The sequence below is a fragment of the Erythrobacter donghaensis genome (genome assembly GCF_002155425.1).
Classification (GTDB): domain Bacteria; phylum Pseudomonadota; class Alphaproteobacteria; order Sphingomonadales; family Sphingomonadaceae; genus Erythrobacter; species Erythrobacter donghaensis.
The window spans coordinates 130706-148443 of record NZ_MUYG01000010.1 but is presented as its reverse complement, the minus strand read 5'-3'; the positions used below and the strand labels follow the sequence as shown (position 1 = coordinate 148443).

15 protein-coding genes are annotated in these 17738 nt (G+C 68.0%); all 15 read right to left on the bottom strand.

Features of this window, described 5'->3' with window-relative positions; translation table 11 throughout:
- Nucleotides 1-82: 82 nt before the first annotated feature.
- From ftsA to BZF59_RS09060, 15 genes are read right to left on the bottom strand one after another with little or no spacing between them, the layout of a single operon-like run.
- The gene (gene ftsA, locus BZF59_RS09130; RefSeq protein ID WP_086607955.1) at nt 83-1417 is read right to left on the bottom strand and encodes a cell division protein FtsA; all 1335 of its coding nucleotides are present in this window, start codon (nt 1415-1417) and stop codon (nt 83-85) included.
- Nucleotides 1417-2340 carry a cell division protein FtsQ/DivIB gene (locus tag BZF59_RS09125; RefSeq protein WP_086607954.1) on the bottom strand — a complete coding sequence of 308 codons (924 nt, stop codon included), beginning with the start codon at nt 2338-2340 and terminating at the stop codon, nt 1417-1419. Before BZF59_RS09125 ends, ftsA begins: the two co-directional genes overlap by 1 nt.
- Nucleotides 2318-3337: a D-alanine--D-alanine ligase gene (locus tag BZF59_RS09120; protein WP_425429570.1), complete on the bottom strand. Its 1020-nt coding sequence runs from the start codon at nt 3335-3337 to the stop codon at nt 2318-2320. The genes BZF59_RS09125 and BZF59_RS09120 overlap by 23 nt, the downstream gene beginning before the upstream one ends.
- Entirely contained in the window at nt 3307-4272 is a 966-nt protein-coding gene (gene murB, locus BZF59_RS09115) for a UDP-N-acetylmuramate dehydrogenase (protein ID WP_245806092.1), read from the bottom strand. Before murB ends, BZF59_RS09120 begins: the two co-directional genes overlap by 31 nt.
- Entirely contained in the window at nt 4269-5708 is a 1440-nt protein-coding gene (murC, locus tag BZF59_RS09110; RefSeq protein ID WP_086607952.1) for a UDP-N-acetylmuramate--L-alanine ligase, read from the bottom strand. The genes murB and murC overlap by 4 nt, the downstream gene beginning before the upstream one ends.
- The gene (gene murG, locus BZF59_RS09105; RefSeq protein ID WP_245806091.1) at nt 5705-6946 is read right to left on the bottom strand and encodes an undecaprenyldiphospho-muramoylpentapeptide beta-N-acetylglucosaminyltransferase; all 1242 of its coding nucleotides are present in this window, start codon (nt 6944-6946) and stop codon (nt 5705-5707) included. The genes murC and murG overlap by 4 nt, the downstream gene beginning before the upstream one ends.
- Nucleotides 6943-8172 carry an FtsW/RodA/SpoVE family cell cycle protein gene (locus BZF59_RS09100; protein WP_086607951.1) on the bottom strand — a complete coding sequence of 410 codons (1230 nt, stop codon included), beginning with the start codon at nt 8170-8172 and terminating at the stop codon, nt 6943-6945. Before BZF59_RS09100 ends, murG begins: the two co-directional genes overlap by 4 nt.
- A complete protein-coding gene (gene murD / locus BZF59_RS09095; protein ID WP_086607950.1) occupies nt 8169-9539 on the bottom strand; it encodes a UDP-N-acetylmuramoyl-L-alanine--D-glutamate ligase in 1371 nt (456 codons plus the stop codon). Before murD ends, BZF59_RS09100 begins: the two co-directional genes overlap by 4 nt.
- Nucleotides 9540-9556: 17 nt before the next feature.
- Nucleotides 9557-10627, bottom strand: coding sequence for a phospho-N-acetylmuramoyl-pentapeptide-transferase (gene mraY, locus BZF59_RS09090; RefSeq protein WP_086607949.1), 1071 nt, complete (start codon nt 10625-10627; stop codon nt 9557-9559).
- 42 nt (nt 10628-10669) lie between these two features.
- Entirely contained in the window at nt 10670-12142 is a 1473-nt protein-coding gene (locus tag BZF59_RS09085; protein WP_086608399.1) for a UDP-N-acetylmuramoyl-tripeptide--D-alanyl-D-alanine ligase, read from the bottom strand.
- A complete protein-coding gene (locus BZF59_RS09080; RefSeq protein WP_086607948.1) occupies nt 12142-13629 on the bottom strand; it encodes a UDP-N-acetylmuramoyl-L-alanyl-D-glutamate--2,6-diaminopimelate ligase in 1488 nt (495 codons plus the stop codon). Before BZF59_RS09080 ends, BZF59_RS09085 begins: the two co-directional genes overlap by 1 nt.
- Nucleotides 13626-15374: a peptidoglycan D,D-transpeptidase FtsI family protein gene (locus tag BZF59_RS09075; protein WP_086607947.1), complete on the bottom strand. Its 1749-nt coding sequence runs from the start codon at nt 15372-15374 to the stop codon at nt 13626-13628. The genes BZF59_RS09080 and BZF59_RS09075 overlap by 4 nt, the downstream gene beginning before the upstream one ends.
- Entirely contained in the window at nt 15371-15934 is a 564-nt protein-coding gene (locus tag BZF59_RS09070) for a hypothetical protein (protein WP_086607946.1), read from the bottom strand. Before BZF59_RS09070 ends, BZF59_RS09075 begins: the two co-directional genes overlap by 4 nt.
- Nucleotides 15931-16875 (bottom strand): 16S rRNA (cytosine(1402)-N(4))-methyltransferase RsmH, encoded by a 945-nt coding sequence (gene rsmH, locus BZF59_RS09065; RefSeq protein ID WP_086607945.1) that lies wholly within the window; start codon nt 16873-16875, stop codon nt 15931-15933. The genes BZF59_RS09070 and rsmH overlap by 4 nt, the downstream gene beginning before the upstream one ends.
- On the bottom strand, nt 16872-17369 hold the full coding sequence (locus BZF59_RS09060) for a division/cell wall cluster transcriptional repressor MraZ (protein ID WP_245806090.1): 498 nt from the start codon (nt 17367-17369) through the stop codon (nt 16872-16874). Before BZF59_RS09060 ends, rsmH begins: the two co-directional genes overlap by 4 nt.
- Between the last annotated feature and the right edge of the window lie 369 nt (nt 17370-17738).

Sequence of the window (17738 nt, the reverse complement as noted above, 5' to 3'; positions counted from 1 at the left end):
TTTTATCCCAGACCGCCCCTTATCCACAGTGCAAGCTTGCCGGAATATGAGCAAGTCCCTGCGAAAATGGCGTCGGGCCCGGTCAGAAATACTCCTTCACGGCGCGCAGCAAGCGCGTCAGCAGCGCCCAGAGCCCGGTTTCGCGGGTGAAGGCGAAGGTCGCCCCGCCGCGTCCGGCCCCCACCGCACGGATATCGACCGGGTCTTCAGCTGCATAGAGGCACAGGCCCGCGAGCGTCGCAAAGCCGGGCGCATGATGCGCCTCGGGCATGCCGGTCAGCTGCGGCGGGCGGCCAAGCCGCACCGGCTGGCCCAGCGCGCCCTGCATGAAATCGGCCATCCCGGCGAGCTCCGCTCCGCCGCCGGTCAGCACCACCTGCCCCGCGCGCGAGCCGGCAAAGCCCATCACCTTCAGCGCCTTGCCAATCTCGCCGGTGAGCACCGACAATTGCTGGGTAACCACCGCGATCAGCTCTGCCCGCACGATGCGATTCTTGTCGTCCGCCCCGCGCGCCATCGGTCCGGCCGGAACGCCAGTCTCGGCTCCCTCGCCCCCGGCTTCGGCGGGGCCGTTGACGGGGATCAGCTCGCGGTTGTCGGCCGGGCTGGCAATCGCCGAGCCCGCGACGCATTTCAGCCGTTCGGCCTGCGAGCGGCGGATGCCGAAGCTCGAGGCAATCGCGTCGGTGATATCGGCAGAGCCCATCGGCACTGCGTGGAGACCCAGCAGCATCCCGCCGGCAAACACCGCGACATTGGTGATCTCGGCCCCGATCTCGACCAGCGCGACGCCCAGCTCGCGTTCTTCGGGCGAGAGGCAGGCATGGCCCGCGGCGAGCGGGGCTGCGACCACGCCCTCGACCTCGAGATGCGCGTTCTGCACCGCCTCGGTCAGGTTCCGCACCGGCGCGCCATCGGCGAGCATCACGTGAATATCGACGCCCAGCCGCTCGGCATGAAGCCCGCGCGGATTGGCGATGCCGTGTGCGCCGTCCAAGGTGTAATGCGCGGGCTGAGCGTGGAGCACCTTGCGGCCATCGGGCTGGATCATGTCCTGCGCCTGGATCAGCAGCTGCTCGACATCCTCGTCCTCGATCCGCCGTCCGCCGATCTCGATATCGACCGCGACCACGTGGCTGGCGAGCCCCGCCCCGGCGCAGGCGATCCAGACCGAGCGGACCGGCGTGTTGGCGCTCTTCTCCGCGCGCTCCACCGCATCGCGGATCGCGTACGCGGCGGCGCCCATGTCGGTGACATAGCCGCGCTTGATCCCGGCGCTGGCACGGTGGCCGCTGCCGAGCACCTGCAATTCGCCGGTCTCGGTCTCGCCCATGATCATGGCGGAGATGCGGAAAGACCCGACATTGACCGCGGCATAGGTGCGCGCAAGGCGGCGGGAGGCGGCGCGGCTGGCCATCAGGTGGTTTTCCCTTCCCCATCCGTGCCCGGCTTCGCTCCGCCGACAGCTTCGGGCAGACGCATGTAGAGTCGCGGAGGGCTGCGCATGTCGAAGGCCAGCACCTTGCCGCCCAGCAGCCGGTTCTGCCCATCGAGCCGCGCGAACTTGACCAGCGCGCTCGCTGCGGCGACTTCGCCTTCGGGAAGCGCGAGCAATTGCCCGGTGGTGAAGGTGAGATTCCAGCGGCGATTGCCGACCCATTCGGCGGCCTCGACCTTGGGCGCCAGCGCGGGCGCGGCGGCAAGCAGGGTTTCGAGCGCGCGCGCCTGCTTGGCCGCCCCCGGCCCGGCGAGCCGCAGCATGCCCTTGGCCTTGTCGGCGGCAATTGGCTCAAGCTCAACGCCCGAGGGGTCGATCAGCACCAGCCGGTCGGCCTTTTCCAGCACCGCATGCGGCTCACGCTCGACGATGTCGATGGCGAGGGTGTGCGGCAGCTGGATCGAGACGCGCGCGTCCTTGACCCAGGGCAGCGCCTGCAATTCGGCGCGCAGCTTTTCGACATCGACATCGGGCATGGCCTGATTGCGGGTGGCAAGCGCGCGGGCATAGACCTGCTGTTCGTCCATGCGCGAGGTGCCGGTGACGCGCACGTGGCGCACCTCGAACCCGGCGTCGGCGGCGATCGCTGCGACCTGCGCCTGCGCCAGAGCGGGGACACCCGCAAGGCTGGCGATCACAAAGGCGACGCCCACCCCGGTGCCGATGATCATGGCGAGCCAGATGCGGCTCCACTGTTCCTCGGTGAAGGGCAACACGCCCATCACCCGGTCGATGATCCCGCTGGCCGAGCGCCCGGCTTTGCGCGCGGTGACCGCACGGCTCTGCGCCTTGGCGGCGCGGCGCACGCCGGTGGTGCCGTTACGCCGGATCTGCTGTGCCATGCGCGCCTCCCTTCTTCTTGCCCGCGTGAACCCTCAGCGCCTCGGCGACCAGCATTTCGACCAGATCGGCATAGGGGATGCCCCGCCCCGCCGCCTGTTCGGGCACGAGGCTGAGCGGCGTCATGCCCGGCTGGGTGTTGGTTTCGAGCACGAAAAGCCCGTCCTCGCCCGCTTCCTCGTCCCAGCGGAAATCGGTGCGGCTGGTGCCGTTACAGCCGAGCACCTGATGCGCCTTGACCGCATAGGCCTCGCACAAAGCGGTAATTTCGGGCGGAAGCTGGGCGGGGAAGATATGCTCGGTGCGCCCGGCGGTGTATTTGTTCTCGTAGTCGTAGAAGCCGTTGGCGACCACCAGCTCGGTGACGCCCAGCGCGCGCGGGCCTTCCGGGCCGTCGAGCACCGCGGCGGTGAGTTCGCGGCCCTTGATGAAGGGTTCGGCGAGCAGTTCGGCGAATTCCTGCCAAGGCCCGCGCGCTTGCGCGCTGATCGGATTGCCGACATTGCTGTCCGCAGTGACGATCGCCACACCCACCGACGAGCCCTCGTTCACGGGCTTTAGCACATAGGGGCGCGGCAGCGGATCGCGCTGGTAGAGTTCCTCGCGCGTCACGATCCGCCCGCCGGGCATGGGGATGCCGTGCGGGACGAGCGCCTGCTTGGTCAGCTGCTTGTCGATCGCGATCACCGAGGTGGCGAGACCCGAGTGCGTATAGGGCAGCCCCATCAGGTCGAGCATCCCCTGCACCGTCCCGTCCTCCCCCGGAACGCCGTGGAGCGCGTTGAAGACGACATCGGGCTTGGCCTCGTGGAGCCTGAGGGCAACGTCGCGGCCCATGTCGATGCGGGTCACCTTGTGCCCCTTGCTCTCCAGCGCATCGGCCACACCCGCACCGCTGGTCAACGAGACGGGGCGTTCATTGGCCCAGCCGCCCATCAGGACGGCGACGTGGAGTTTCTTATCGAGGCTCACGGCCGTCCCACTCTCTGAATTTCCCATTCGAGGCTCACGCCGGTGGCGGCGTAGACCTTGTCGCGCACCATCTCGCCAAGCCCTTCGATGTCGGCGCTGGTGGCGGTGCCGGTGTTGATGAGGAAGTTGGTGTGCTTTTCGCTCACCTGTGCGCCGCCCAAGGTCAGGCCCCGGCAACCCGCGCGGTCGACGAGTTCCCACGCCTTGTGGCCCTCGGGGTTCTTGAAGGTCGAACCGCCGGTCTTGGTGCGCAGGGGCTGTGAGGCTTCGCGCGCGGCGGCGATACGGTCCATCTCCGCGCCGATCTCTTTCGGATCGCCCGGATGCCCATGGAACCGTGCCGAGACGACGATTGCGCCATCGGGCAGGGCCGAGTGGCGATAGGAATAGTCCAGTTCCTCGGCGTTCAGCGTGATGAAGCTGCCGTCATGCAGGATCACCGCGCAATCGCGCAGCACGTCGGCGACCTCGCGCCCATAGGCACCGCCATTCATCCGCACGAAGCCGCCGACCGTGCCGGGGATGCCGCGCAGGAATTCGAGCCCCGCGATGCCGAGGTCGCGCGCGGTCGAGGCGACCAGGATGCCGCTCGCCCCGCCGCCGCAGGTCAGTTCGAGCTCGCCGGTGTGCTCGACCTTGGCGAAGCTCTTGCCGAGCCGCACCACCACGCCCGGCACCCCGCCGTCGCGCACGATCATGTTCGAGCCCAACCCCAGTGCCATCACCGGGATCTCCCCGCCGAGCCGTTCGAGGAAGGTCTTGAGATCGTCCATATCGGCGGGCTCGAACAGCCAGTCCGCCGGACCGCCGGTCTTGAACCAGGTGTAGGGTGCGAGCGGGGCCTTGCAGGTCAGCTTGCCGCGAAGGCCCTCCAGCGGCACCGGCGCAGACACCGCGCCCTCGACCGCGCAGGTCGGGGCCGCACCATTATCATATTCGTAGCTGTCGCCGGGTTGGTTCATGCCGCCTGAGCCCCCCGCTTTGCGGTGACCGCCGGTGCGAGCCCTGCCGCCCACTTGGTGATGTCGCCCGCCCCGAGGCAGACCACCATGTCGCCGGGCTGGATTTCGTCCGCGAGCGTCGCGGCCAGCGCCTCGGCCCCGGCGATCTCGCGCGCGGCGCGGTGCCCGCGCGCCTTCATCCCGGCGACGAGTGCGGTGTGATCGACGCCCGGCAGCGGCTCCTCGCCCGCCGGATAGACCGGGGCGACATAGGCGATGTCGGCATCGTCGAAGCAGGACTGGAAGGCGTCCATCAAATCGTTGAGGCGCGAATAGCGGTGCGGCTGAGCGACCGCGATCACGCGCCCGCCGCTGTTGCCGACCGCCTCGCGCGCCGCCGCCAGCACGGCGCGGATTTCGACCGGGTGGTGGGCGTAGTCGTCAATCACGGTGACAGCGCCGCCCGCCAGATCGACCGTGCCGACCTTGGTGAACCGCCGCCGCACCCCGCCGAAACGGGCAAAGCCGGTGCGGATCACTTCGTCGCTGCAGCCCATCTCGATGCTGACAGCGATGGCGGCGAGCGCATTCTGGACATTGTGGCGGCCCGGCATCGGCAGATGCACGCCCTCGATCCGGCGGTCTTCGAGACCGCGTTGGCGCACGATCACGTCGAAGCGGTTGCCACCGTCCTCGGAGGCGATGTTGACCCCGCAGATATCGGCCTGAAGCGAAAAGCCGTAGGTCACAACCTTGCGATCGCGCACCTGCCCGATCACCGCCTGCACTTCGGGATGGTCGATGCACAGCACCGCTGCGCCGTAGAAGGGCACGTTGTGGATGAACTCCACAAAGGCGCGCTTCACCCCGTCGAAATCGCCGTAGTGGTCGAGGTGCTCGGGATCGATATTGGTGACGACCGCAATCGTGCCGTCGAGCCGCAGGAAGCTGCCGTCGCTCTCGTCGGCCTCGACCACCATCCAGTCGGAATCGCCCAGCCGCGCGTTGGAGCCATATTGCTCGATGATCCCGCCGTTGATCACGGTGGGGTCGATCCCCCCCGCATCAAGCAGCGTGGCGATCATCGAGGTGGTGGTGGTCTTGCCATGGGTGCCCGCGACCGCGACGGTCGACTTAAGCCGCATCAGCTCGGCCAGCATTTCGGCGCGGCGCACCACGGGGATGCGCGCTTCCAGAGCGGCGGCGACTTCGGGATTGGTGCGGCGCACGGCGGTCGAGGTGACGACCACCGCGACGCCTTCGACATTTTCGGCCTTGTGCCCGATATGGACGGTGATCCCGCGTGCGCGCAGCCGCTCGACGCTCGGCCCTTCGGCGATGTCCGAGCCCTGTACCTGATAGCCGAGATTGCGCATCACCTCGGCGATGCCGGACATGCCGATCCCGCCGATCCCGACGAAGTGGATAATGCCGATATCGGTGCCGACGCCCTTCATGCCGCGTTCTGCTCCTCGGTCTTTTCGCCGCCTGCAGAAGCGGTCGAAGCGCGGGTGCGTAGGCGGCTGGCGGCCGAGGCCGGTTCAGCCACGCGGATCACGTCCATCAGATCGATCCCGCTCATGCTTTCGACCAGATCGGCCAAGTCCTTCGCCGCATCGGGCCGCCCGCAATTGAAGGCGCAATGCGCCGCGTTGGCGAGACTGCCGGGGTTCATCGCCATCGCCTGAATCTGCTTGGCGAGTTCCTTGGGCTGGAAGGCGTCCTGCCGGATCATCCGCGCACCGCCCGCCTTCACCATCTCGCGGGTGTTTGCGGCCTGATGATCGTCGGTCGCAATCGGCAGCGGCACCAGAATCGCCGGGCGGCCCACCGCGGTCAGTTCCGCAATCGTCGAAGCGCCCGCACGTCCGATGAACAGATGCGCGCCCGCCAGCCGTTCGTGCATGTCTTCGAAATAGGTGCCGAGTTCGGCGGGAATGTCATGCTCGGCGTAGCGCGCCCGCACCGCTTCCAGATCTTCCGCGCGGCATTGCTGGGTGACCTGCAACCGCTGGCGCAGCGCGGGCGGGAGCATGGCGAGGCCATCGGGCACCACCTCGGACAGCACCCGCGCACCCTGACTGCCGCCGGTGACGAGGATGCGCAGCAGGCTTTCTTGGGTGAAGGCGGGGAAGTCCGACGCGCGCAGGGCCAGCACCTCGGCGCGCACGGGGTTGCCGACCAGATGTACCTTGGCCGCGTGCTTGGGTGCCAGCCGCTCGACCTTCTCGTAGGAGGTCGCAATCGCGTTGACCCGGCCCGCCAGCAGGCGGTTGACGCGGCCCAGCACGGCGTTCTGTTCGTGGACGATGCTCGGCAGCTTGGCGGCGGTCGCGGCGAGCAGCGCAGGCAGCGCCGGATAGCCGCCGAAGCCGACGATCGCGGAAGGCGCAAAGCTTTCGAACAGGCGCAGCGCCATCGCCCGGCCTTCAAGCACCGCACTCACCCCGGCGGGCCAGCCCAGCGGGTTCTTGCCGAAGCGGCCTGCGGGCAGCACGTGCGCGGTGAGGAAATCGGGCTTGCCGGGAATGTTCGCCCCGCGCTCGTCGGTGATCAGCGCGACATGGTGGCCCCGCGCGTGCAGCTCGGTCGCCAGCGCGAAGGCCGGGATCAGGTGCCCGCCGGTGCCGCCTGCAGCCAGGACGTAGTGACGCGATGCGCCCGTGGGCAAGGGGGTGGAGGTCTCGCTGCTCATGCGGGCGTGTCCTTGCGTTCGATCAGTTCGCGCAGGCCCCCGCCTTCGCGGGCGAGGAACGGATTGCGCCGGGTGATCGCCAGCAATAGCCCAAGCGTGAAGCACACCGCCAGTGTCGATGATCCGCCGTAGGAAATCAGCGGCAGGGTCATCCCCTTCGACGGGAACAGCTTGAGGTTGACGAGGATGTTGATGAAGGCCTGCCCGCCGAACTGGGTGATGAGGCCCGCCGCCGCCAGCAGGGCGAAGAGATTGTCCTCCCCCACCAGCCGCAGCAGCGCGCGCAGCACCAGCGCGCCATAGAGCAGCACCACGACCGCGCAGGTCAGCAGGCCGAATTCCTCACCGATCACCGAGAAGATGTAATCGGTATGCGCCTCGGGCAGATTCATCTTGCGCATGCCGAGCCACAGGCCGGTGCCGGTCCAACCGCCCGCGGTGATGGTGCGCTGGGCGAGGTCAACCTGATCGAAGGCCGTGCCGCCGCCGAGAAAGCCGTCGATACGGTGGCGGGCATTGTCGTAGAACAGGTAGGCCAGCACCAGCCCGCCCACGCCGATGCCGCCCAGCGCGGCGAGGCGCTGCCACGGCATCCCCGCCAGCAGCACCAGCACCAACCAGATCCCGCCGAACAAAATCGCCTCACCGAGATTGGGTTGCAGCATCAGCAGTCCGGCGATGAGGCCGGTAAGGCCGCTGACATACCACAGCACCGGCAGCCCCGGATCGCGCAGCCGCCAGCTGAGGATCCACGCACAGATGATCGCGAAGCCGGGCTTCAGGAATTCCGACGGTTGTAGGCTCATGCCGACATTGATCCAGCGCCGCGCGCCGTTCTTCTCCTCGCCGATGAAGGGCACCACAAACAGCAGCGCCAGCATCACCGCGCCCACCAGAATGCCCAGACGCCGCGCGGAATCGCGGCTGAGGAAACTCAGCCCGATCATCAGCGAAAGGCCCATCAGCTGAAAGATGATGTGGCGCTTGAAGAACATGAACTCGTCGAGCGTGACCTTGCTGGTCGACAGCTGATCGGCGCTGGCGGGCGAGGCGGCGGCGACCGCGATGGTGCCGAAGGCCATCAGCAGCGCGATCAGCAGCAGCAGCACCTTGTCGATCTCGCGCCACCAGATGCGCACCGCGTCACGCCAGCGACGCTGGATCGGGGCGGGCGGCAGATAGCCGCCGGGGCCGCGCGCGGGCGAGGTATAGGCGGGCGCGGTCATGGCAGAATGCTCCGGCTGGCGCTGTCATCGCCGGTATCGCAACCGGTGATCGCGCCGACCATCTGGCGGAAATGGTGCCCGCGCTTTTCGTAATCGCGGAACTGGTCGTAAGAGGCGCAGGCCGGGCTAAGCAGCACCACATCGCCGGGACGCGCAGTCTCGGCGGCGCGGCGCACAGCCTCGCTGATGAGCTCGCAGCGCTCGACGGCCACCTGCCCTTCGAGCAGATCGGCGAACATCGGCCCGGCCTCACCCACGGTGTAGGCCGCCGCGACATTGCCGAGATGGTCGGCGCAGGCGCCAAGGCCATCTTCCTTGGGCAACCCGCCGACGATCCAGTGAATGCGTGGGCCGCCCGCGTGCACGTCAGGGTCGGGCGGGAACGCGGCGAGCGCCGGGGCGGCGGAGGCGGCGTTGGTCGCCTTGCTGTCGTTGATGTAGATCACCCCTCCCGCCTCGCAAACGCGCTCCATCCGGTGCGGCAGCCCGCGATAGGAGGCGAGGCCCGCGGCAATCTGCGCATCATCAAGGCCCAGCTGGCGGCAGATCGCCACCGCGACGGCAGCGTTCTGGGCGTTGTGCGGACCCGCCAGCGAGGGCGAGCGACCATCGGCCAGCCCCGCCGCATCGAGATCGCCGGTCGTCACCCGCACCAGCGGCTTGCCCGAGGTTTCCAGCCCCTCGGCAATCGCTTGCGTCTGCTCGTCCTCGACACAGATCAGCGCCGTGCCGGTGTGCTGCATCTGGAACAGGCGTTCCTTGGAGGCGGCATAGGCGGCGAAACTGGCATAGCGATCGAGGTGATCAGGGGTGATATTGGTGAGCGCCGCGACATCGCAATCGAGCGTGAAAGTGAGGTCGATCTGGAAGCTCGACAATTCGAGCACATAGATCCCGCCTTCCGGAAGCGGCGCCTGCCCGAGGATCGGATCGCCGATATTGCCGCCCATCACAGTGGGCACGCCCGCTGTCTGGAGGATATGGTGCACCAGCGCGGTGGTGGTGGACTTGCCATTGGTGCCGGTGATCCCGACCACCTTGTGCGGCGGCAGCGCGTCGCGCGCCATCGCGAAAAGCTCGATATCGCCGATCACGGGCAGTCCATATTGCCACACGTGCGGGCCGATCGGGTGCGAGTTCAAAGGCACGCCCGGCGAGACCACCACGCCCGCAAAGCCGGTGAGATCGAGCTCGAGCGGGTCGATCATCCGGCAGCGCCCCTCGAAGGGCTCGCGCGCATGGGGTTGACGGTCCCAGGCAATCACCTCCGCGCCGCTCGCCAGCAAGGCTTCGGCCGCCGCCGCGCCCGAGCGGGCGAGGCCTAGCACCGCATAGCGTTTTCCGGCAAAGGCGAGGGAGGTGATCACGCGCGCGCCGCCCTCCCCTATCTCAGCTTCAGCGTCGAAAGCCCGATCAGCGCGAGCACGATGGCGATGATCCAGAACCGGATCACGACCTTGCTCTCGCTCCAGCCGAGCTGTTCGAAGTGGTGGTGGATCGGCGCCATCTTGAACACGCGGCGGCCGGTGCGCTTGAACCAGAAGACCTGCACGATCACGCTGACCGCCTCAAGCACGAACAGCCCGCCGACGATGCCGAGTACGACCTCATGGTGCGAAGCGACCGCGATTGCGCCGAGCGCGCCGCCCAGCGCCAGCGAACCGGTGTCACCCATGAACACGGCGGCAGGCGGCGCGTTGAACCACAGGAAGGCCAGTCCCGACCCCATGATCGCCGCGCAAAAGATCGCCAGCTCGCCCGCGCCGGGGACGTGCGGGATGCCGAGATAGTCGGAGAAGTCCGCCCGGCCCACCAGATAGGCGATGATCGCAAAGGTACCTGCCGCGATGATCACCGGCATGATGGCAAGACCATCCAGCCCGTCGGTCAGGTTCACCGCATTGCCTGCGCCCACGATCACGAAGGCAGCGAAGACGTAATAGGCCGGGCCCAGCGGGATGCTCACGCCAGTAAGGAAGGGGAGATAGAGATTGGTGTTGATCTGGCTGACGATCAGCCAGCTGGCGATGCCCGCCACCAGAAACTCCCCCGCCAGCCGCACCCGCGCCGGGACGCCCGCGTGGCTGTTCTTGGAAACCTTGTCATAATCATCGAGGAAGCCGATGATTCCAAAGCCGATCGTCACCGCCATGCAGGCCCAGACGAAGGGGCTGGAAAGGTCCATCCACAGCAGCATCGCGACGGTCAGCGCGGTGAGGATGAGCAACCCGCCCATCGTCGGCGTCCCGCGCTTGGCGAGGTGCGATTGCGGGCCGTCGAGCCGGATCGGCTGACCCTTGCCCTGCCGCACGCGGAGGAAGTTGATGAAGCGCTCGCCGATCAGCAGGCCGATCACGAGCGCGGTCATCAGTGTCGCGCCCGCACGAAAGCTCTGGTAGCGCACCAGATTGAGGATGCCTTCGAAGCCCAGCCACTCGGCAAGAAGATAGAGCATTCAGTCGTCCTTTGGCCCGGCCTTATCGCCTGCCGGGGCGGATCAGGTGCGGGCATTCTCGGTAAAGTGCGACACCAGCCGTCCAAGGCCCACCGAATTGGACCCCTTGACCAGCACCGCATCCCCGTCAGCCAGGCCGAATTGCCCGAGCAGCGCGATCGCCTCGGCAGGCCCTTGGCAATGGGCGAAGGTCGCAGGCTTGCCAAGCGGGGCCGGGGCGGCTTTCCCCAACTCGTCCGCCAGCGCGCGCATCTCCTCGCCAACCAGAATGGCGTGGGTGACGCCCGCCTCGGCCAGCGGCTCGGCCAGCTGGCGGTGGAAGCGGTCGGAAAAGTCGCCCAATTCCTTCATGGAGCCGAGCACCGCAAAGCGGCGGGTGGCGGGCGTGGCGGCGAGCGCTTTAAGCGTCGCGCGCATCGAGGCGGGGTTGGCGTTGTAGCTTTCGTCGATCAGCAGCGCGGTGCCGCCGGTGGCCGGAATGGTGTGGCGCGCGCCGCGGCCCTTCAGCCCGCCCATCTCGGCCAGCGCCAGCCCCGCGCTCGCCAGATCGCCGCCCGCCGCGCGCACGGCGGCCATGACACCCAGCGAATTGACGATCCAGTGCTCGCCCGGCTCGGCGACCTGATAGCAGATGCGCCGGTCGCCGAGGTCGGCGGTCACCAGCGACCCTCCGCCCGCTGCCGGGATCGCGTCGAGCAGCCGCACATCGGCGCTCTTTGCGCGCCCGAAGGTCACGACATGGGCGCCGCAGGCGCGGGCGTGGCCGATCATCCGCTCGGCAAAGTCGCTGTCCGCCGGGATGATCGCGACCCCGCCGGGCACGAGGCCGGTGAAGATCTGCGCCTTCTCGTCGGCAATCGCCTCGAGGCTGCCGAGGTTCTCGATATGCGCGGGCGCGATGGTGGTGATCAGCGCCACGTGAGGCTGCGCATGGCCTGTGAGGGGCGCGATCTCGCCCTGATGGTTCATCCCCATCTCGAACACGCCGAACTTCGCGCGCGCGGGCATCCGGGCGAGGCTGAGCGGCACACCGACATGGTTGTTGTAGCTGCGCACGCTCCGATGCGCTGCGCCGCGGCTCGCGCGGTCGAGGCAGGCGAAAATCGCCTCCTTCACGCCGGTCTTGCCGACCGATCCGGTAATCCCGATCCGCACAGCTTCAATGGCCCGGTCGCGCGCCGCATGGGCGAGCGCGTGGAGCGCGGCGGTAGTGTCTTCGACGAGGACGTGGGGGTAATCCACCGGGCGGTCGACGATCGCGGCAACTGCGCCCTTTTCAAAGGCCTGGGGGATGAACTTGTGACCGTCCATCGCCTCGCCCTTGAGCGCGACGAAGACGTCCCCCGGCTTCACGTCGCGCGAATCCATTTCGACGCCGCTCGCCTGAAACTCGGCGCTGGCAACGCCGCCGGTCGCCGCCGCGATTTCAGCCGCGTTCCACAGCGCAAGCGGCAGCGTATCGCGCGCGACGACCGGCCAATGATTGAGCAACGGGTGGGCAACGGCCATGTTCATCAGCACTGCCCCCCGGCGCATTCGCGCGCGACTTCGACATCGTCGAAAGCTTCGATCCGCATGTTCTCTCCAGACCCGAATATTTGACCCTGCTCGTGCCCCTTGCCGGCGATCAGCACAATATCGTGCGGCCCGGCGTCCCCAATTGCGGCGGCGATGGCGGCGCGGCGGCCCGCAATCTCCCTGACGTTGTCGCGGGTGTCGCCGCCCGCCCCTGCCATGATCGCAGCGCGGATCGCGGCGGGATCCTCGCTGCGGGGATTGTCGTCTGTGACGATGGCGATGTCGGCAGCGCGCGCGGCGACCTCGCCCATCTGCGGGCGCTTGCCCGCGTCGCGGTCCCCGCCCGCGCCGAATACGACGATCAACTTGCCGCCGGGCGCGACGTGCGGGCGCAGCGCGGCAATCGCGGCCTCGAGCGCGTCGTGCGTGTGGGCATAATCGACATAGGCCGGCGCGCCCGCCGGGTTGAGCGCTGCACGCTCTAGCCGCCCGCGCACGGGTTGCAGCCGGGTGAGCGCGTCGAACACCGTCGAGGCCGCAACACCGGTCGCCAGCGCAAGCCCCGCCGAAACCAGCGCGTTCGCCGCCTGATAGGCGCCGATCAGCGGCAGGTTGACCTTGCGTAACGCCCCTTCATGTTCGATCTGAAGAACCTGCCCCAACTGTCCGGGTTCGCGTGCGATCAGCTTGAGAAAGCTGCCGCCCTCGCCCACCGTGCGCACGTCGAGGCCGCGCTCTGAAGCGACGGCAATGGCCTTGGCGGTCCATTCCGACCCGTCACCCGCGTCATGGATGATCGCCGGGCTGCCCCGCGCGACGACTTCTGTGAAGAGCCGCATCTTGGCCGCGAAATAGGCCTCCATCGTGCCGTGATAGTCGAGGTGGTCGCGGCTGAAATTGGTGAAGGCCGCCGCCGAGACTTTCGGCCCCTCGCCCCGATACTGGTCAAGGCCGTGGCTCGATGCCTCGTAGGCGACGTGCGTCACGCCCTCGCGCGCCAGACCTGCCATATTGGCGAGGAATGTGACGATGTCGGGCGTGGTCAGCCCGGTCGCAACGCTCCCGTCAGGCGTGGTCACGCCCAGCGTGCCGATGCTCGCCGCACGCTCGCCCGCCATGCGCCAGATCTGGCGCGTCATCTCGACGCAGGAGGTCTTGCCGTTGGTCCCCGTCACCGCAACGACGGTGTCCGGGTAAGGAGAAAAAAAGCCCGCGGCGAGGCGCGCAAAGGCGCGTCGGGGGGTGACGTCGGCAATGTGCAGCGCACCTTCGACGCGGGCTTGAGGGCGGGCTACGACGGCAATCGCGCCCGCGGCGATGGCGGGGCGGATGAAGTCCTCGCCATTGACGGTGGCGCCTTCAAAGGCGCCGAAGATGGTTCCGGGGGCGACCTTGCGATGGTCGATGGCAAAGCCGGTGACTTCGCCATCGCCCGCGCCTGCGGTGTCGAGGCCTGCGCGGGCCAGCAGATCGGCGAGCCTCATTTCGCGTCGCCCACCAGATATTTGAGATCCGAGATATCGACATCGCGCGTCTCGTCGGGCTGCACGCCGAGGATCGGGCCGATGCGCGGCACCAGTCGGCCGACGATCGGCGCCGAGGTGAAGGCGGCGGTGCGCTGGAAGCTGCTGGCGACGGTGCCCTTGGGCTCGTCGACCACCACCACCACCACATAGCGCGGCGCGTCCATCGGGAAAGCGGCGGCGAAGGACGAGACGACCTTGGTCTTGCTGTACCCGCCGACGCCCGCCTTTTCCGCCGAACCGGTCTTGCCGCCGACACGGTAGCCGGGAGCATCGGCGCTTTTGCCAGTGCCGTAGAGCGAGATCATCCGCAGCAGCTGGCGCATCCGCGACGAGGTCGATTCCTTGAACACCCGCCGCCCGCGCGGCACGTCCGCGGGGTCAATCTTCAGAAGAGTCGAAGGGCGCCAGATTCCGCCATTGACCATCGCCGCATAGCCGGTGGCAAGGTGCAGCGGGGTGACGGAGACACCGTGGCCGAAGCTCACTGTCATGTTGGTGACCCGGCTCCAGTTGTCGCCCGGCCACAGCGGCTTGGCGCGCGCGGGCAGTTCGATGAAGGGGCGCGCGTCCATGCCGAGGTCGATCATGGTCTTGCGCAGGCGCTCGGCCCCCATCGCATCGCCGACGCGCGCGGTGACGGTGTTGGAGGAATAGATCAGCGCCTGCGGCACGTTCATGGAGCTGCCGTGCGAGTGCAGGTCGCGGATCTGGCGCTTGCCGACTGCGACGGGGCTGGCATCCCACACCTTGCCCAGATCGCGCACCACGCCTGCATCGATCGCGGCGGCGACGCTCAGCGGCTTGAAGGTCGAACCCAGTTCATAGACCGCACCGGTCACGCGGTTCGTCTCGTTGGGCGCGCCGCTCGGCGGAACGGCGTTGGGATCGAAATCGGGGAGCGAGGCAAGCGCCATCACTTCGCCCGTATCGACATCGAGCACCACGCCTGCCGCGCCGATCGCGTTGGTCGCCAGCATCCCGCGGCGCAATTCGTCTTCGAGCGCGCCCTGCACGCGCACGTCGATCGACAGCGGAACCGGCTTGGCCCGCCCGACCGGGTCGGTGAGCCGGTCGTTGAGCACGCGCTCCATCCCGGTCTGCCCGCCGGTGCGCTCCTTGGTCTCGGCGACATAACCGAGCACATGCGCCGCCAGCGAGCCCTGCGGGTAGAAGCGATCGGTCTCGCGCGGGATCTCGAGCGCGATCTCGCCCAGCGCAAAGACCTTGTTGGCCTCTTCCGGCAGGATGCGGCGGCGCAGGTAGCCCGCCTTGCCCGAGGCGAGGCGACGGGCCATGCGCGCTTCGTCGATATCGGGGAAGATCGCCTTCAGCTCGCGCGCAATCTCGGCGGGCGAGCGCACCAGCGGGGAGCCGGAATCGCCCATCGCCGCGGGGTTCAGCCGCAGTGCATAGGCGGGGAAGGCGCGCGCCAGCGGGGCGCCGTTGCGATCGGTGATCTCGCCGCGCGGCGGCAGCAGCGCGTCTTCGAGGCTCGCTTGCGCGGGCGACTGCGCCGCCAGCCCGAGCGAACCGATCCGCACCAGGGCGATCAGCGCGATGCTGACAAAGCCCGCGAGCAGCCACAGCGCCCGCAGCCGCGCGGTCAGCAGCGCCTGCGCCCGCTGACCGATGCCCGGCAGGCGGCCGGCGGGAATGACCGGGGTGGCAGCGCGCGCGGCAAGCGACGCCGCGAGCGCGTTCATTCGCCTGCCTCGTTGGCGAGGGTCGCGGCAGCGGACTTGCGCGGCGTTTCGGCCCGCGCCGGACGGATCGGCGAGGCTTCGATCAGGAAGTCGCCGAAGGCCTGCGTAAAGGCCGTGCCCGCATCATCCGCATCCGCCGCCGAAGCGAGCGTCACCTTCGCCCCCGACACCGGCGAGCGCATCGGCGCAGCCTCTGCCGCGCTCTCGTTAGGAGCGGCATCCTCGGCCCGGGCAAGACGGATCGGCGAAGGCGCATCCGGGCCCAGCCGCTCGCCGAGGCTTGCAAGCTGGCGTTCGGCCTCGAGAAACTGCCCGGCGCGCGGCGACTGGTAGCCGAATTCGACCGTGTTCCACTCGGCCAGCTGGCGCTGGCTGGCGCGGGTCTGGAATTCGGTTTCGAGCAGCAGCGTCTCGCGCTGGAGCGAAATCAGCTGGCGCTCGGCCAGCAGCACCTCGCTCTTCACCGCATGCACCTTGAAGCTGAGCACCACCACCAGCGCGACACAGATCGCCATCACGGCGGCCCAGCCGAGCGAACGGGCCTGAGAGCGGTTCATCATGCGGCTAAGCTCCTGGCGGGGGCGCCGGTGCGGATCGCATGGCGCAAGGTGGATGAACGGGCGCGGGGATTGCGGGCGATTTCAGCCTCCGAGGGACGGATAGCCTTCGACACTTGCGCAAAGGTGGGCGCGGGGCCGGGGATTTCTCCGGGCAGATGGCGCGACACGGCACGCCCGGCGCCGCTCGCAGTGCGCAGGAACTGCTTCACGATCCGGTCTTCAAGGCTGTGGAAACTGACCACGGCCAGCACGCCCTCAGGGGCCAGCAGCGCCTCGGCAGCGGCCAGCCCGATCTCAAGCTCGCCGAGCTCGTCGTTCACATGGATGCGCACCGCCTGAAAGGTGCGGGTGGCGGGGTCTTTCTTGTCGTGCGGCTTGTGGCCCAGCGCGCGGCGCACCACGCGGGCAAGCTCGCCTGTGGTCACCAGCGGACGCGCGGCGACGATGGCGCGAGCGACGCGGCGCGACTGGCGCTCTTCGCCATAGGTGTAGAGCACGTTGGCGATCGCTTCCTCGTCGGCGGTGTTGAGGAAATCCGCCGCGCTCTCGCCATCCTGGCTCATCCGCATGTCGAGCGGGCCGTCATGCATGAAGGCAAAGCCCCGGTCGCCCTGATCGAGCTGCATCGAGGAGACGCCGATATCCATCACCACCGCATCGACCTGGGCAACGCCGATCGCGGCCAGTTCCTCGCGCATCGCCGAAAAGCGCGCAGCGTGCAGCGCAAGGCGGCCGTCGAAGCGGGCAACCAGCGCCTGCCCGGCGGCAATCGCATCGGGATCGCGGTCGAAGGCGTGGACGTTGGCACCCGCCTCCAGCAGCGCGGTGGTGTAGCCGCCCGCGCCGAAGGTCGCATCGACGATGGTCATGCCGGGGCGCGGTTGCAGCGCGGCAATCACTTCGTTCAGCAGCACGGGGATATGGGGCGCGGACTGGCTCATTCGCCGCCCCCCTTCTTCACGCTTGCCATCAGGCGCGCACAGGCGGCCTGCGCGCTCTTCCATTCCGGGCCCATCTGCTTGAGCTGTTCGGGCGCCCACACGAAGAAGAACTTCCCCGAGCCCTGAAAGTAGAGCCCGTCGCCAACCTGACCGAGATCGCGCAGATATTCGGGCATGACGAAGCGCCCGCTGTCGTCGAACGGCAGCTGCTCGAAACCGAACAGCTGAGCGGCGCGCACGTCACGGTCGAAATCGGTGTTCTTCATTTCGACCGCCGCCGCCGCTTCCGCGTCGAGTTCGCGGTGAAGCTCTTCGATGCGCGACAGGCCGAAACCCACGAGGCAATCATACTTGGCGTGGGCGGCAAGGCACAGCGTGCGGCTGCCGCCGGAGCTTTCCTTGACCGCCTTGCGGAACGCGGGAGGCAGAACAAAGCGGCCCTTGTCGCCGGCAGGCGAGAAGGCTTGTCCGCTATATCCCAAAAACGCAGACACGTGCCTGCCATCCCCTCTATCCCGGCGGTCCGGCCCAATGGGCCAGCCGCACAATGCCGCGATCGAATTTCCCCCGGACATGCCTTGTGCGTCCCGGAAAGCGCGCAAGCGCCGCCGGTGCGCCGACCCGACGGGCCGGACGCGAGACATTCAGGCATGTCTGATGAGCCCCGGTATAGTCCGGGAATGCATGGGGATGGAAGGGATTTTCTAGGGATGCTCGGGGAAAATTCGGGAAATCTCTGTTTTAGTTATTTTTTTGTCACTACCTATGGCTCTTATTCCGCCTGAACCTCATCACCTAAGCCCCCAATTTCGCGGAACAAACCACGCACAACGCGGGAATTCCCGGGGTTTGCCCGAATCCGA